This is a genomic window from Burkholderia sp. AU30280 (genome assembly GCF_020420125.1).
Classification (GTDB): domain Bacteria; phylum Pseudomonadota; class Gammaproteobacteria; order Burkholderiales; family Burkholderiaceae; genus Burkholderia.
In genome coordinates this window covers 111,707-127,641 of record NZ_JAIZRY010000013.1, presented here as the reverse complement: position 1 = coordinate 127,641, position 15,935 = coordinate 111,707, and the positions used below count along the sequence as shown (strand labels likewise).

The following is a 15,935-nucleotide window of genomic DNA, read 5'->3' as shown; positions in this document are numbered from 1 at the left end:
TCGTCAGACTCCCGCCCGCCACGCCGGATCGTCCAGACGATCGAGCCAGGGTCGCAATGCGTGATTGAACGCGGCCGGCTGATCGTCATGGACGTAATGCGTCGCACCGGGAATGTCGATCCGCTCGATTCCCGCGTTGGCGGCCGCCATTTCGGCCGCCACGTCCGCGGACAGGAAATCCGATTCGCCGCCGCGCAACAACAGGGTCGGCACGTGCAGGTTGAGGATCAGCGGCCACAGGTGAACGAGTTGCTCCGGCGTGGCGGCCAGCCGCGCTGCCGCAATCCCGTCGGCGTCGTGCCGCCACACGATCCGCCCTTGCGCATCCTCTTTCAGCGAGTGCACCACGCGCGAATCGAGCGCGAATTCCGTGATGTTCGGCCGCTGGCGCCGCCAGAACGCGCGCGCCTCGTCCCACGACGCGAACGCGGCCGGCGTGTCCTTCAGTTCACGCTTGATGCGCTCCGAACCCTGCGAACCGGCCGACGCGCCCGGGCCCATGTCCTCGATCACGAGACCGGCGAGCCGTTCCGGTTGCGCCGCTGCGTAGACGAACGCATTGGCGCCGCCCATCGAATGCCCGACCAGCACGAACCGCCGCAGGTCGAGCGCGCGCACCAGCGCGTCGAGATCGCGCACGTAGGCCGCCGCGTAATAGTCCCGCCGCGGATCCCAGTCGCTGCGTCCGCGTCCGCGCTGATCGAGCGCGACGACCCGGTAGCGGTCGACCAGCGCGTCAGCGACGGGCGCCCACGTCTGCGCGTAGCTGCGCAAGCCGTGCAGCATCACCACGGCCGGTGCATCGTCGCGCCCCCAGCTCACGTAGTGCAGCCGCAGCCCGTCGCTGTCGACCCACCCCTCGTTGACGGATGCCGTATTCATCATCGCCTCCCCGGCCGCCATCCGCGATCAGACCAGACCGTCGTTGCCGACGATCTCGCTCGCCTTCAGCCCGCCGAGCCGCGCATGCAGGCGGCCGCGCGTCGCGAAGGCGAAGATCACCAGCACTTCGTCGTCGTTGGGTGCATCGGGAAACAGGCACGTCACCGTGTCGTAGTGCGAGCGCACGTAGAGCGCATCCTTGTGCGCAAGCGGCACGTCGATCACCGTGTTGACCGGGCCGCGCTTGCCGCTCGACGGCACCCACGACTTCCCGCCGCCCAGCGCCGCACGGATCGGCTCCGCGAAGATCGACGTCAGGAACGCGTTGCCGTGTTCGTATTCACCGGCCGAGCCGACCAGGCACGCCTTGCCGTAGCTCTCGATCGCACGACCCGCGGCGAGCGATTCGATGCGCCGCGCAAACTCCTTGCCGAGCGCGGGCGACGGGCGCACGAGGTCGTCGAGGTTTTCGCTGAAGCGCCCCGCATACGGGTTGTGAACGGCCGCGGCGATCACGATCTTGCGCAGCGGCTCGCCGTCCGCGAGCTGGCCGGATTCGTTCGCGAGCGAATCCTCGATCTGCGTGTACCACTTGCGGATGTGAAAACCTTCGAAATTGGCAATCTTGCTCATCAGGAATCCTCTATTAAATGTCGGTCATGCGGAAATGGAGAACCGGCGCATCAGTCGAACAGCGGCTCGAGCTGCGCGGGGTCGCTCGGTGCGTTGTACAGGTGCAGCACGCGCTTGCCCTCTTCGTCGTCGGTGACGGTTTCGCAGAAGAATTCGAGGCGGTTGCCGTCCGGGTCCGTGAAGTACACGCCGATCCCGACCTTGTGATCGGTGATCTTGACGATCGGCACGTCGCGGCGAATCAGCATGCCGTACAGGCGGCGCAGTTCGGTCAGGCCGCCGGCGATTTCGAGGCCGTAGTGCTGCAGGCCGATCGTGCCGAGCTCCGCGTCGGACGCCGCGCGGATCAGCGCGATGTCATGGTGCTTCTGGCCGAAGGACATGAACACCCACTGCTCGCCGCGCGCGGTTTCCGTCATGCCGAGCACCTCGGCGTACCAGGTGCTCGAGCGCACGGGGTCGCGCACGAACAGCGACAGGTGGGTGCGCTGGACGCGCGGGGTCGGCAGCGGCAGTCCGCTCGCGTTCGCCCGCTCGGCGTGTCGCTGGATGTCGGACGGGGTCATCGTTCGCTCCATTCAATTGATCGACTGCGCGTGGGCGACGAGCGGCGCTTCGAACGGCGTCCACGCGACGGCCGTGATCTCGCTGAAATCGCGCCATTCCTTGGCCCAGTTCCGGCCGCCGTCGCGCGAACAGAACAGGTGCCCGTACTTGGTGCCCGCATAGACGAGCGCCGGCCGGGCCGCATGGATGCCGAACGCCCAGAACGTGGAATTCGGCGGCGTCTGCAGGTCCGTCTCGTGCCACGCGTAGCCGCGATCGGTCGAGCGGTAGATGCGGCTGCGGGTGCCCGGCGTGCCGTCGCCGATCGCCATCAGCAGGTCGCCCTCCGGCTCCGGTAGTTGCACGACCGTGCGCGTGTAGTACAACCCGTCGAAGCGATCGCGCGACTGTCTGGCGTCCCAGGTCTCGCCGTCGTCCTCGCTCACGTACACCGCGTTGACCGTCAGCAGCACGGTGGTTTTAGGCCGGTCCGCCGTGGCGGACAGCACGGCGATCGCATGAATGTCGCTGTTGCGGATCGCCGTGCCCGGGCCGTCCACGCGCGCCCAGCTCGCACCGGCATCGCGGCTGCGCCACGCGCCGCCTTCCTCCACGCCGTACCAGACGTTGCGGCCGTCGTCCGGATCCACGCAGATCGTCAGCAGCCGCGGGCGATTGACACCCGCGCAGAACTCGGGGAATTCGGGCGCCGTTCTCTCCCACGTCAGGCCCGCGTCGCTCGACTTGTACAGCGCGGCGCGCGACGGTGCGCCGGTGCCCGCATAGAGCACCGCGGGGTTCGCCGGATCGATCGCGATGGACCAGACCGTCTGCCCGTTCAGCAGGTTGTCGGGACGAAACCAGTGCGCGCCGCCATCCTCGCTGATGCACAGCCCCGCATCGGCGCCGGCATAGACGCGCGACGGCGTCGCGGGATCCACCGCGAGCGCGCGCACGATCCCGTCGAATTCGATCGGCTCGGCGAGCCCGAGGCGATGCCAGGTCTTGCCGTCGTCGTTCGAGCGCAGGATGCCTTGCCCGGCCGTGGCGACCAGTACGGTTGCAGTCATGAATTGCTCCTTGTGTCAGAGAAAGATGCCGCGCGTGAGCCCGCCGTCGCAGCCGATCGACTCGCCGGTGATCGAACCGGATTTCGGCGACGCGAGAAACGCGACGATCCACCCCATTTCTTCCGGCTGCAGCACGCGCCGGATCGGCGTGACCTTCACGTAGTTCGCCTCGACCTCCGCGGCCGTGAGCCCCTGCTTCCGCGCCTCTTTCTCGTAGAGTTCGTGGATGTGCGGCGTCTCGACGACGCCCGGGTGAATCGTGTTGACCGTGATGCCGGACGGGCCGAGCTGGTCGGACAGCGTCTTGGTGAGGTGCACGATCGCCACGTTGCGCATGCCGGACAGTTGCTTGCTGCCGCGGCCCGTGAGGCCGCCGATGTTGACGATCCGGCCGAAGCCGTTGCGCCGCATGTAGGGCGCGGCCGCCTTCGCGCAGCGCAGGTAGCCGACCACCTTGATGTCGATGTCCTGGAGCAGCCCCTGCGGGTCGGCGTTTTCGAGCTCGGCCCGCACGAGGCCGCCCGGATGCGCGGCGCCGTTCAGCAGGATGTCGAGCCGGCCGAAGCGCTCGACGCTCGCGGCCATCGCCGCTTCGACGGATGCCATGTCGGTCGTGTCCACCATGACGGGCAGGATCGCACCCGCCGTGTCGCCCAGCGGCGCGAGTTCCGCACGGATCTCGGCGGCGGCCGCCTCGAGGTGTTCCATGCGCCGCGCGGCGATCGTGACGTTGACGCCTTCGCGGGCCAGCTCGAGCGCGACGGCCTTGCCGATGCCCATGCTGCCGCCGGTGATGAACGCGGCTTTTCCGTGGAGTTGCAGATCCATAGCGATGAAAGTGAGAGTCGGGATTGAAGGGGAAAGCGGGTTGCGTGATCAGGACAGGCACATTTCGATGAGCGTCGGCCCGTCGGCATACGTGAGCGCGTCGTCGAGCGCCTGCACCAGCGCTTGCGTCGTGCTCGTACGCTCGGCCGGCACGCCGTAGCCGCGCGACAGCGCGAGCCAGTCGATCGTCGGATCGTCCAGCAGCGTCAGGCGACTGGCGTGCGGCGTGTCGACCGGCAAGCCGCTGCGCGCGAGTTCGGTCTGCAGGATGCCGTAGCGCCGGTTCGACGCGATCAGCATGACGACCGGCAAGCGCTCGCGCGCCATCGTCCACAACGCCTGGATCGTGTACTGCGCACTGCCGTCGGACTGCAGCGCGAACACGCGGCGCTCCGGGCACGCGACGGCGGCGCCGAGCGCGACCGGCAAACCCTGGCCGATCGCGCCGCCCGTATTCGTGAGGATCGTGTGACGACGGGCACGCGCCGACGCGGTGACGAACGGATAGCCGCACGTACCGCCCTCGATCGACACGATCGCGTCGTCGGGCAACGCGTTCGCCAGCACGCGGCCGACGGCTTGCGGCGTCAGCGGCCCGTCCTCCACGTGCCAGCACTCGACCGGCACGCCGTCCGCGCGCTCCGGTGCGCCGATGCGATCCGCGAGCGCTTCGAGTGCGTCGTCGGCCGCGTCGCCCGGTGCGGCGAGCGTCACGATGTCTTCGGGCCGCGCGAGTTCGCCCGGAATGCCTTCGTAGCCGAAGTAGGTGACGGGCGCGAGCGCACCCGCCAGCACCACGCGCCGGCAGGCCAGCGCGGCCAGCGCAGGCTCGGGGAAGTAAGGCAGCCGGTCGATGTCCGGCAGGCCGCCGCCGCGCTCGGCGCGCGCCGGAAAGGTTTCGCTGAAGCAGGTCGTACCGGTGGCCGCCGCGATGCGCGCCGCCGCGCGCTGCCCGCGCGCCGACAGGGCACGGCCGCCCATCAGCAGCACCGCGCGATGGCCGCTGAGCAGCAGCTCCGCGACCCGCTCGACCTGCACGGAGTCGAACGACACCGCCCGGCGAACGACGGCGGGCGAGCCCGCATCGCGCACCTTGACCGACTGGAGATCGACCGGCAGCACGAGCGTCGCGACGCCGCGCTGCGCGCCCATCGCGGCCGAGATCGCATCGGCAGTATCGGTCGCGAGATCGGTCTCGCTCGCGACGCTGCGGTACCACACCGACACGGGGCGGGCGAGCGACTCGATGTCCGACGTGAGCGGCGCGTCGTACTTCAGATGGTCGCGCGTGTGATCGCCGACGATGTTCAGGATCGGCGTGCGTGCGCGGCGCGCGTTGTGCAGGTTGGCGATGCCGTTCGCGTGGCCCGGCCCGAGATGCAGCAACGTCATCGCGGGCTTGCCGGCCATGCGGCCGTAGCCGTCCGCGGCGCCCGTGCAGACGCCTTCGAACAGCCCGAGGATCGAGCGCACGCCCGCCACGGTGTCGAGCGCGCCGACGAACGGCATCTCGGTGGTGCCGGGATTGGCAAAACAGACGTCGACGCCGGCATCGCGTGCCGTCTCGAGCACGACGCTCGCCCCGCTTCGGGTTCCGGTATCGGTGTCCAACTGTGGGATGTTCATGCGGCCGCTCGACGGTTTGAATGAGATGGGTTTTACTGTAATCCCGAATTACGGGATTTGTCAAACAACAAAACCATCGGCATCTTGCCTGCCGCACACACGTTTACCCGATAAATTCCTCTCTATTTCGGTATAAATCACGCATCCACGATCCGCCTCACGCCTCTTGGAACTATCACAATTCCCGCAATTCGGAATTTATCGACATTCGATCGGGCAGACGTTGCCGGCCATTTCGCCCTGGATGCGATGTCACCACCTTGCGATAGCACGCGCGTCTCATTTGCATTGGATTTCGGCGAATATGTCCTGTTTGGAACACAGGCGTCGGCGCGCGGTCACCGGCCATGCCCGAACGCAGATCACATCAAAGGACGGGGTATGAGCAGGAAGAACCGGGCGGCCGCACCGATGGCCAGCGTCGTCGGCATGGCCGGCCTGAGCGACGCCGATGCGCAGCCGTTGTCACTGCCTGCGATCGAGGTTTCGGGGCAACGCACGTGGGCACCGTTTCGCGCACCGAGGCGGACGTGATTGCGGCGCGCGCGGCGCGCCTGTCAAGCAAGCGCGGCGAGTGGTGCCGCCGTCAGCGCGCACCGGCCGGAACGGCGTCGGTTTTCACCCCGCCGTTCCGCTCGGCCCGCTCGACGATACGCGCCAGCCGAATGATGTCGCTCAGCGCGAAATCGGCCGCATCGGGCCGGCCGCGGCCGCACTCGTCGGCGATACGCATCGCGAATGCGAGCGCTTCGGAACGCTCGCGCAGCAGCGCCCGCAGCGCATCCGCGATGACCCGCCGGTCGCGTGGATCACCGAGGCCCAGCACGGGACCGGCATGCGGTTCCCCGTGCGTTGCCTGCGCTGGCGTGAAAACGTCCGGCACGCGCATCGTGTTTCTTTCCATGGTCGTCCTCTCGTCGTCTCGCGGCCGACAGGTGCGTCAGCGCCGGTTCGATCGCGATACCACGTCGATCCACACGGCCAGCACCAGCACCGCGCCCTTGACGATCATCTGCCAGTACGCGTCGACGTCGAGCATCGACATGCCGTTGTCGAGGCTCGCCATCACCAGCGCGCCGATCAACGCGCCGTAGACCGTGCCCGATCCGCCGCGCATCGACGTGCCGCCGATGAAGCACGCGGCGATCGCATCGAGCTCGCCCATCGTGCCGGCGGACGGCGAACCCGCCGCCAGCCGCGCCGTGTTCACGAGGCCGGCAAACGCGCACATCAACCCCATCAGCGCGAATATCGCGAGCTTCACGCGATCGGTATCGACGCCGGACAACCGCGTCGCCTCGAGGTTCGAGCCGACCGCATAAACGCGCCGGCCGAATACGGTTTGCGTCGCGATCCACGAGAACACGCCGAGCAACGCGAGCAGCAACAGCACCGGCACCGGAATGCCGCCATAGCGGTCGAGCGTCGCGACAAACGCAAACAGCACCGCACCCGCGCCCGCGATCTTCACGCCGTCCTGCCACGGCGGCGCGACCGCGAGCCGGTAGCGCCGCCGCGTGCCGCGCTGCCGCACCACCAGCAGCGTCACGAGCACGAACAGCAGAACCGCGAGGCCGTCGCCCGCCATGCGCGGCAGATAGCCCTGCCCGATGAACACGAAGCCGTCCGACACCGGTGCGATCGTCGAGCCGCCCGTCACGCCGAGCAGGATTCCGCGAAATGCAAGCATCCCGCCCAGCCCGACGATGAACGACGGCACGCGCCGATAGGTCGACCACCAGCCGTTGAACAGCCCGATCAGCACGCCGAGCGCGAGCACGACCGGCACCGTCGCCGCGACCGGCCAGTGGCGGTTGACGTCGAGGATCGCGGCGACGCCGCCGAGCAGCCCGAGCAGCGAGCCGACCGACAGGTCGATCTCGCCCGCGATGATGACGAACACCATCCCGCACGCGAGCATTCCGGTGATCGACATCTGCCGCAGCAGGTTCGATACGTTGCGCGGCGTGACGAACGCGCCGTCCGTCAGCACCGAGAAGAACACCCAGATCGCGACCACCGCGAACAGCAGCGCGAGCACCTTGTAGCGCACGAAGACCTGGCGCAACGGAAGCCCCGCTGCGCGGCCGGCGGGTCGACGCGCTTGTGCATCCGGCGTCGCGGGAGTCGAGGAGGAAAGGTCGGAATTCATGTCGCACTCGCTGCGGTGGGGTCGGTCGGCCGCCGCGCGGGTTTCAGCGCGGCGCCGAGAATCTGTTCCTGCGTGAGGCCCTGGTTGATGAAATCGCCGCGCAGCTCGCCCTCGCCGATCACCAGCACGCGATCGGCCAGACCGAGCACCTCGGGCAGTTCCGACGACACGACGATCAGCGCGACGCCGCGCTTTGCCAGCGCGAAGATCAGCCGGTAGATCTCCGCCTTCGCGCCCACGTCGACGCCGCGCGTCGGTTCGTCGAGGATCAGCACCTGCGGCTCGGCCAGCAGCATCTTGGCGAGCACCGCCTTCTGCTGGTTGCCGCCGGACAGGCTCGCGATCGGCAGGAACGGATGCGCGGCACGTACCGACAGCCGTTGCATCTCGGTGCGGATCGCATCGAGTTCGGCGGCCGCGTCGATGCGCCCGCGCGCCGCGAAGCGCTGCAACACCGCCAGCGTGATGTTGTGGCCCACGCCGAGTTGCGGCACGATGCCGTGGCGCTTGCGGTCCTCGGGCACCATCGCGATCCCGGCGCGGATCGCGTCGGCCGGCGAACGGATCGACAGCACCCGGCCGTTCATCCGCACGGTCGCCGTGCACGCGCCCGGATACGCGCCGAAGATCGCCTGCATCAGCTCCGTGCGGCCCGCGCCGACGAGCCCGGCGACGCCGAGAATCTCGCCGCGCCGCACGCTGAACGACACGTCGTCGACGCGCTTGCGGCGCGTGTTCGTCACGTCGTGACAGATCACGTTCCGCGCTTCCAGCACGACATCGCCGATCTCGTGCGGCTCACGCGGATACAGGTCGCGGATCTCGCGGCCGACCATCATCGCGATGATGCGGTCGGTCGTCAGCGCGTGCATCGGCTCGGTCGCGACGTGACGGCCGTCGCGGATCACGGTGACCGTGTCGCACACGGCCGCGACCTCGTCGAGCTTGTGCGAGATGTACACGCACGCGACGCCGCGCCGCTTCAGGTCACGCACGATGTCGAGCAGGATCCGCGTCTCGGCGGCGCTCAGCGACGATGACGGTTCGTCGAGGATCAGCAGCTTCGCCTGCTTGTTCAGCGCCTTCGCGATCTCGATCAGCTGCTGGTGGCCGCCGCCGTAGTTCATCACCGGCTGCGCGACGTTGATCGTGTCGATCCGCAATTCGCGCAGCAGCGACTCGGCCTGCCGGACCATCGCCGCGAAGTGCATGCGCCCGCCCGGCAGCGTGATCTCGTTGCCGAGGAAGATGTTCTCGGCAACCGACAGTTCGGGGACGAGCATCAACTCCTGGTGGATGATCGCGATGCCCGCCCGCTCCGTGTCGCGCACGCCGGATGCCGCGAGCGGTGCGCCTTCCCAGCGGATTTCGCCGTCCCACGTGCCGTGCGGATAGACGCCCGACAGCACCTTCATCAGCGTCGATTTGCCCGCGCCGTTCTCGCCGCACAGTCCGACGCATTCGCCGGGCCGCACGGTGAGGTCGATGCCGTCGAGCGCTTTCACGCCGTCGAACGCCTTGACGATGCCGCGCATCGTCAGCAAGGGTTCCGTCATTCGTTCATGCCTCGCAGGATGCGCGCGGGCGCACCGGTGGATGGCCCGCGCGTCGCGCCGTTACTGGCTCGCCAGTTGCGCCTGGGTATAGAAGCCGTCCTTCACGACGACGTCGACGTTGCGCCTGGTCAGCAGCGTCGGCTGCAGCAGCACCGTATCGACCTTCTTCCTGCCGTTGTCGTATTGCGCATTGAACGCGGGCTTCGCGCCCTTCGCGAGATCGACCGCAAGCCTGGCCGCTTCGCTCGCGATCAGCTTGAGCGGCTTGTAGACGGTCATCGTCTGCGTGCCCGCGATCACGCGCTTGACCGCCGCGAGATCCGCGTCCTGCCCGGACACCGGCACCTTGCCGGCCAGATGCTGCGCGGCGAGCGCCTGGATCGCGCCGCCGGCCGTGCCGTCATTCGACGCGACGATCGCATCGATCCGGTTGTTGTTCGCGGTCAGCGCATCCTCGACGATCCGCAGCGCGGTCGACGCACTCCACTCTGGCACCCATTGCTGGCCGACGACCTTGATGTCGCCGCGATCGATCGCGGGCTTCAGCACCTTCAGCTGGCCCTCGCGCAGCATCTTCGCGTTGTTGTCGGTCGGCGCGCCGCCGAGCAGGAAGTAGTTGCCCTTCGGCTTCGCGTCGAACACGCCCTGCGCCTGCAGCTCGCCGACCTTCTCGTTGTCGAACGAGATGTATGCGTCGACGTCCGCGTCGAGGATCAGCCGGTCGTACGACACGACCTTGATGCCGGCCTTCCTCGCTTCGGCGACGACGTTGCCGAGCGTCTTCGAATTGAACGGCACGATCACGATCACGTCGACGCCGCGCGAAATCAGGTTCTCGATCTGGGAAATCTGCCGCTCCTCGCTCGCGTCGGCCGACTGCACCGACACCTTCGCGCCCAGCTTCGTCGCGGCCGCGACGAAATAGTCGCGATCGCGCGACCAGCGCTCGACGCGCAGGTCGTCGATGCAGAAGCCGATTTCCGGCTTGTCCTTGCTCGCGTGCGCGAGCGGCGTGCCCAGCGCGAGGATCGCCAGCGCAGCGGCGCCGGCAAGCGAACTCAATACGGTACGACGCGTCACGGATCTCATGTCTCCACTCCTTGTTATCGGACAACCTCACGAACGCCGGGCGGCAGCCGAACTGCGCCGCCCGCATCGCGTCACTGCACAACACGGCATCGCGCGACGGGAATCGCGTCGGCGATCCGCACGTCAAGCGCCCGTGGCAAACACCGGTTCGAGCGCGCGATACAACGCGCGAAACGTCGGCCGCCGCACGTCGCGATACCACGCGTGGCGTGCCCTGTCCGGCTCGCGCACCGCGACGACCGGCGGCTGCGGACACACGTCGCCGAGCGGCGCATCCGGTTCGAGCGCGAGATGCGCAAGGCGCGCGGCGCCCAGCGCAGGCCCCACCTCGCCGCCCGCGCGCAAGGTCAGCGCGCGGCCGCTCAGGTCGGCGAGCATCTGCGTCCAGTACGCGCTGCGCGAGCCGCCGCCGATCACCGTGATGCTGTCGGGCACCACCCCCGCCGCATGCAACGCGTCGATTCCGTCGAGCAGCGCGAATCCGACGCCTTCGAGCGTCGCGTTCGCGAGATCCGCACGCTGCGTGTCGGGCACGAGCCCGTAGAACACGCCCTTCGCATTCACGTCGTTGTGCGGCGTACGCTCGCCGCTCAGGTAAGGCAGGAACCATGGCCGGGTCGCACGTGCATTCGCCTGCGCATCGTCGAGCAGCGCCGCCACGCCGTCGTAACCGGCCAGTTGCGCGGTGAAGTCGATGCAGCCTGCCGCGTTCAGCATTACGGACATCAGGTGCCAGGTATTCGGCAGCGCATGACAGAAGCTGTGCACGGCCGATTCGGGATTCGCGCGAAACCCGTCGGACACCGCGAAATAGACACCCGACGTGCCGAGCGACAGCAGCGCATCGCCAGGCCGCACGATGCCGACGCCCACCGCGCCGGCCGCGTTGTCGCCACCACCGGCCACCACCGGGATCTCGCGCAGCCCGAGCGCGCGCGCGACGGCCGGCAGCAGGGTGCCGGTGACACGATTGCCTTCGAACACGGCCGGCATCTGTGCGCGCGACAGCCCGCATGCGGCAAGCAGCGTGTCGTCGTAGTCGCGCTTCGCGACGTCGAGCCACAGCGTGCCGGCGGCATCCGACGGATCGGTCGCGAATGCGCCGGTGAGCCGGTAGCGCAGATAGTCCTTCGGCAGCAGCACCTGGGCGATGCGTGCGAACACGTCGGGTTCGTGACGACGTACCCACAGCAGCTTCGGCGCGGTAAAGCCCGGCATCGCGACGTTGCCGGCCACCGCGCGCAGCGCGGGCGCGAGCCGTTCGAGTTCCGCGCACTCGGCGTCCGCGCGGCCGTCGTTCCACAGGATCGCGGGGCGCAGCACCGCGCCATGCGCATCGAGCAGCGTCGCGCCGTGCATCTGGCCGGTCAGTCCCAGCGCGGCGATGTCGCGCGAATCGATGCCCGCGGCGCGCGCATCCGCGACGAGCGCGGCGAGCGCGCCGCAGGCGGCGTCCCACCAGTCGAGCGGCGCCTGCTCGGACCAGCGCGGTCGCGGCCGGTTCACCGCGAGCGGGCGGCTCGCGCTCGCGCGCACCGCGCCGTCGCGGTCGAGCAGCACCGCCTTCACGCCCGACGTGCCGAGATCGAGTCCGATGTACATGGCGTCAGCGCAGCCCGTAGATCGCCTGGTTCACGATGTTCTCGAGCCGTTCCTGCGCGCCGCTCGCATGCCGCGGGGCCACGCCGCGCGCCAGCGCATCGGCCGCGAGCGACTCGAGCGTATAGCCGCCCGACAGGATCTTGCGGCCGAACGCGTCGTCCCACTGCGCGTAGCGCTGCCGGCGCAGCGCCTCGAGCCGGTCGTTCTCGACCAGCACGGCCGCGCGTTCGAGCGCGAGCGCAAGCACGTCGATCGCGCCGACATGGCCGTGGAACAGGTCTTCCGGATCGACACTCTGGCGCCGCACCTTCGCATCGAAGTTCATCCCGCCGGTCGTGAAGCCGCCGTGGCGCAGGATTTCGTAGAACGCGAGCGTCAGCTCCTCGACGCTGTTCGGGAACTGGTCGGTGTCCCAGCCGTTCTGCGGATCGCCCCGGTTCGCGTCGACGCTGCCGAACACGCCGAGCGCGAACGCGTTCGCGATCTCGTGATGGAACGAGTGCCCGGCAAGCGTGGCGTGGTTCGCCTCGATGTTCACGCGAATCTCGTTCTGCAATCCGTACTGCACGAGGAAGCCGTGCACCGTCGCGACATCGTAGTCGTACTGGTGCTTGGTCGGCTCCTGCGGCTTCGGCTCGATCAGCAGCGCGCCCTTGAAGCCGATCCGGTGCTTGTGCTCGACGACCATCGACAGGAAGCGGGCAAACTGCTCGCGTTCGCGCTTCAGGTCGGTATTGAGCAGCGTCTCGTACCCTTCCCGCCCGCCCCACAGCACATAGTTTTCGCCGCCGAGCCGGTGGGTCGCGTCGAGCGCGTGGCACACCTGGGTCGCGGCCCACGCGAACACGTCGGGGTTCGGGTTCGTCGCGGCGCCGGCCGCGAAGCGCGGGTGCGAGAACAGGTTCGCGGTGCCCCACAGCAGCCGCACGCCGCTTGCCTCCTGACGCTCGCCGAGATAGTCGGCCATCCGCGCGAAATTGGCCGCATATTCCCGCAGGCTGTCGCCTTCCGGCGCGACGTCGGTGTCATGGAACGTATAGAACGGCGTGCCGAGCTTCGTGAAGAATTCGAACGCCGCATCCGCCTTCTGCCGCGCCCGCTCGAGCGCGTCGCCCGGCTGCTGCCACGGCCGCCGGAACGTGCCTTGCCCGAACATGTCGTTCCCCGGCCATACGAACGTGTGCCAGTAGCAGACCGCGATCCGCAGATGCTCGGCGAGCGTCTTGCCCAGCACGCGCTTCTCGGGGTCGTAATGGCGATAGGCCAGCGGATTGTCCGACTGCGGGCCTTCGTAGCGAATCGCGGGAATGTGTTCGAAATGCGACATGGCGTCTCCGTGTACGGTCTTGTTGCAGCGCAACGCGCGTCGCGGCGACGCACGCGGCCGAATTCGGTTGGCTGGATCGTGCCTGTGCGCCTGCCGGCCGGCAATTGCGAAATTGCGCAGCACGCTTAATGTTTCTTGCCAGCCGCTGCGTGCGGCGCACGTTCCGTCCTACAATCGCCGAACACCAGACCATCGCGCGCCGCCGCCCCGGGCGCGCCCCGGAGACAACGGCGCGGCGTCGCCCCGACGCGCGCGCCCCGAGATCGAGATGACACGCGCCCCTTCCGCCCAGACACCGCATCGCATCGCGCTGCTGTTCAACGCGAACAAGGTCTACGACCGCGAGATCATCAGCGGCATCGGCCAGTACCTGCACACGACGCGCGTCGTGTGGGACCTGTTTCTCGAAGACGACTTCCGCTGCCGGCTCACCGGCATCGAGCGCTTCGACGGCGACGGCATCATCGCGGACTTCGACGATCCCGCCGTCGCCGACGCGCTCGCCGGCTCGCCGCTGCCGATCGTCGCGGTCGGCTCGTCGTACGAGGATCTCGCGCAGTATCCGGACGATGTCCCCTATATCGCGACCGACAACCCGAAGCTCGTGTCGCTCGCCTACACGCACCTGATCGGCGCGGGGCTCGCGCATTTCGCGATGTACAGCCTGCCGGTCGCGCAGGAGAACCGCTGGGCGCAACAGCGCGAGCTCGCGTTCGACCGGCTCGCGCGCGCCGACGGGCTGGACGCCCCGATCTACCGCGGGCTGTCGACGAGCGCCTCGGGCTGGAATCACGCCATCGAGCAGCTGATCGGCTGGCTGCATGCGCTGCCGAAGCCCGTCGGCGTGATCGCGGTCACCGATGCGCGCGCGCGGCACCTGCTGCAGGCCTGCCTGATCGCGGGCATCGCGGTGCCGGAACAGGTCGCGATCATCGGCATCGACAACGATCCGCTCACGCGCACGCTGACGCGCATTCCGTTGTCGTCGGTGATCCAGGGCACCGAGGAAATGGGCCGCACCGCCGCGCACCTGCTGCACCGGATGCTGCGCGGCGCGCGCTTTCCGGGGCAGCGCATTCTCGTGCCGCCGGTCGGCATCAACGTGCTCGAGTCGACCCGCCACCAGCCGCTGGCGAGCCCGCACGTGATGCGTGCACGGCATTTCATTCGCCAGTACGCGTGCCAGGGGATCAAGACCGAACAGGTCGCCGACTATGTCGGCGTGTCGCGCTCGCTGCTCGAAGAGCATTTTCGGCGCGAACTGCAGCGCACCGTGCACCAGGAAATCCTGCGTCACAAGCTCGAGGCCGCGCAGGCGCTGCTCGCCGGCCGGCAGGCGTCGAGCGCGGAAGTCGCGATCCGTTGCGGGTTCACGTCGCTTCAGTACATGTACGCAGTGTTCAGGCGCGAGCTGGGCTGCACGCCGCGCGAATTCCAGGAACGCGCGGGCGCCCCATGCTGACGCCCGCCGCCAATCTGACTCCACCCATGCATATCGATACCGCTTCTTCCCACCTGACGCCCGGCGTGGCCCGCGTGCAGTCCGAACCGTGGGGCGCGTTGCCCGACGGCGAACCCGTGCGACGCTACACGCTGCGCAACGCGCACGGGATGCGTGTCGGCATCAGCGATCTCGGCGCGACCGTCGTGTCGTGGCTCGCCCCCGACCGCACGGGGCGTCTCGCCGACATCGTGCTCGCACACGACACGCCGGCCGAGTACCTCGAATCCGGCGCCTACCTCGGCGCGACGATCGGCCGATGGGCGAACCGGATCGCCGGTGCGCGCTTCGAGCTCGACGGCGTCGACTACCTGCTCGACCGTAACGAGAACGGCAACCTGCTGCACGGCGGTGCGAACGGCTTTCATCGCGCGCGCTGGGACGTGATCGACGACTGCGGCGGGCTGACACTGCGGCTCGATTCGCCGGAAGGCGACGCGGGATTCCCCGGCAACGTGTGCGTGCAGGTCCGCTACACGCTCGACGACGACGGCACGCTGACGATCGATTATGTGGGACGGACCGATGCACCGACGCCGCTGAACCTGACGAATCACAGCTACTTCAACCTGAGCGGGCGCCCGGGCAGCGATGTGCGCGGCCATTTGCTGCACATCGATGCCGACGCGTTCCTCGAGGTGGACGACGCGCTGATCCCGACCGGCACGGCCGACGTGACGGGCACCGCGTTCGATTTCCGTCAAAGCGCGCCGATCGGTGCGCGCCTCGACTGGCCGCATGCGCAACTGGCTCGCGCGCGCGGCTTCGACCACTGCTTCGTCCTGAGCGGCGGCGCGCACGAGGTCCGGCCCGTCGCGCGCATCTACGATCCGGAAAGCGGCCGTGAACTGATCGTGTCGACCGACCAGCGAGGCCTGCAGCTCTACACCGGAAACTATCTCGACGGCATGCGCGTGAGCGGCGGCACGCTTTGCGCGCGACACGCGGCGCTGTGCGTGGAGGCCGGCGGCTTCCCGGACCAGGTCAACATGGCCGGCCTGCGCGACGACGTGATCCTTTATCCGGGCGCCGTCTATCGACAGACCACCCGGTATCGGGTAGCCGTTCGTGCATAGTGTGCGCGGCCAGTGTCGCCGGCACCCCGGCCGCGGCCGCGCCGGCT

The 15,935-nt window shown here is 68.5% G+C and carries 14 protein-coding genes; 2 read left to right on the top strand and 12 right to left on the bottom strand.

The window, feature by feature from the left end:
- Positions 1 to 3: 3 nt before the first annotated feature.
- From LGN17_RS27080 to xylA, 12 genes are all read right to left on the bottom strand, one after another.
- Positions 4 to 882: an alpha/beta fold hydrolase gene (locus tag LGN17_RS27080; protein ID WP_226199757.1), complete on the bottom strand. Its 879-nt coding sequence runs from the start codon at positions 880 to 882 to the stop codon at positions 4 to 6.
- A gap of 27 nt (positions 883 to 909) precedes the next feature.
- On the bottom strand, positions 910 to 1,515 hold the full coding sequence (locus LGN17_RS27075) for an amino acid synthesis family protein (RefSeq protein ID WP_174987057.1): 606 nt from the start codon (positions 1,513 to 1,515) through the stop codon (positions 910 to 912).
- A gap of 50 nt (positions 1,516 to 1,565) precedes the next feature.
- Positions 1,566 to 2,081 carry a VOC family protein gene (locus LGN17_RS27070; protein WP_226199755.1) on the bottom strand — a complete coding sequence of 172 codons (516 nt, stop codon included), beginning with the start codon at positions 2,079 to 2,081 and terminating at the stop codon, positions 1,566 to 1,568.
- A gap of 12 nt (positions 2,082 to 2,093) precedes the next feature.
- On the bottom strand, positions 2,094 to 3,131 hold the full coding sequence (locus tag LGN17_RS27065; protein ID WP_226199753.1) for a WD40/YVTN/BNR-like repeat-containing protein: 1,038 nt from the start codon (positions 3,129 to 3,131) through the stop codon (positions 2,094 to 2,096).
- Positions 3,132 to 3,146: 15 nt separating this feature from the next.
- A complete protein-coding gene (locus tag LGN17_RS27060) occupies positions 3,147 to 3,959 on the bottom strand; it encodes an SDR family NAD(P)-dependent oxidoreductase (RefSeq protein ID WP_226199751.1) in 813 nt (270 codons plus the stop codon).
- Positions 3,960 to 4,007: 48 nt separating this feature from the next.
- Positions 4,008 to 5,585, bottom strand: coding sequence for an acetolactate synthase large subunit (locus LGN17_RS27055; protein WP_226199749.1), 1,578 nt, complete (start codon positions 5,583 to 5,585; stop codon positions 4,008 to 4,010).
- Positions 5,586 to 6,171: 586 nt separating this feature from the next.
- The gene (locus LGN17_RS27050; protein ID WP_226199747.1) at positions 6,172 to 6,474 is read right to left on the bottom strand and encodes a hypothetical protein; all 303 of its coding nucleotides are present in this window, start codon (positions 6,472 to 6,474) and stop codon (positions 6,172 to 6,174) included.
- 51 nt (positions 6,475 to 6,525) lie between these two features.
- Positions 6,526 to 7,737 (bottom strand): sugar ABC transporter permease, encoded by a 1,212-nt coding sequence (locus LGN17_RS27045; protein ID WP_226199744.1) that lies wholly within the window; start codon positions 7,735 to 7,737, stop codon positions 6,526 to 6,528.
- A complete protein-coding gene (gene xylG / locus LGN17_RS27040; protein WP_226199742.1) occupies positions 7,734 to 9,293 on the bottom strand; it encodes a D-xylose ABC transporter ATP-binding protein in 1,560 nt (519 codons plus the stop codon). The genes LGN17_RS27045 and xylG overlap by 4 nt, the downstream gene beginning before the upstream one ends.
- 60 nt (positions 9,294 to 9,353) lie before the next feature.
- Positions 9,354 to 10,382, bottom strand: a complete 1,029-nt coding sequence (gene xylF / locus LGN17_RS27035; RefSeq protein ID WP_175951853.1) for a D-xylose ABC transporter substrate-binding protein — start codon at positions 10,380 to 10,382, stop codon at positions 9,354 to 9,356.
- 123 nt (positions 10,383 to 10,505) lie between these two features.
- Positions 10,506 to 11,984 carry a xylulokinase gene (xylB, locus tag LGN17_RS27030; protein WP_226199739.1) on the bottom strand — a complete coding sequence of 493 codons (1,479 nt, stop codon included), beginning with the start codon at positions 11,982 to 11,984 and terminating at the stop codon, positions 10,506 to 10,508.
- 4 nt (positions 11,985 to 11,988) lie between these two features.
- Entirely contained in the window at positions 11,989 to 13,311 is a 1,323-nt protein-coding gene (xylA, locus tag LGN17_RS27025) for a xylose isomerase (RefSeq protein ID WP_175970257.1), read from the bottom strand.
- Between the two features lie 268 nt (positions 13,312 to 13,579).
- Between xylA and LGN17_RS27020 the strand changes: the two genes are divergently transcribed.
- Both LGN17_RS27020 and LGN17_RS27015 read left to right on the top strand, forming a co-directional pair.
- Positions 13,580 to 14,773, top strand: a complete 1,194-nt coding sequence (locus tag LGN17_RS27020) for a XylR family transcriptional regulator (protein ID WP_226199736.1) — start codon at positions 13,580 to 13,582, stop codon at positions 14,771 to 14,773.
- 26 nt (positions 14,774 to 14,799) lie between these two features.
- Positions 14,800 to 15,888 carry an aldose epimerase family protein gene (locus tag LGN17_RS27015; RefSeq protein WP_226199733.1) on the top strand — a complete coding sequence of 363 codons (1,089 nt, stop codon included), beginning with the start codon at positions 14,800 to 14,802 and terminating at the stop codon, positions 15,886 to 15,888.
- Positions 15,889 to 15,935: the final 47 nt, after the last annotated feature.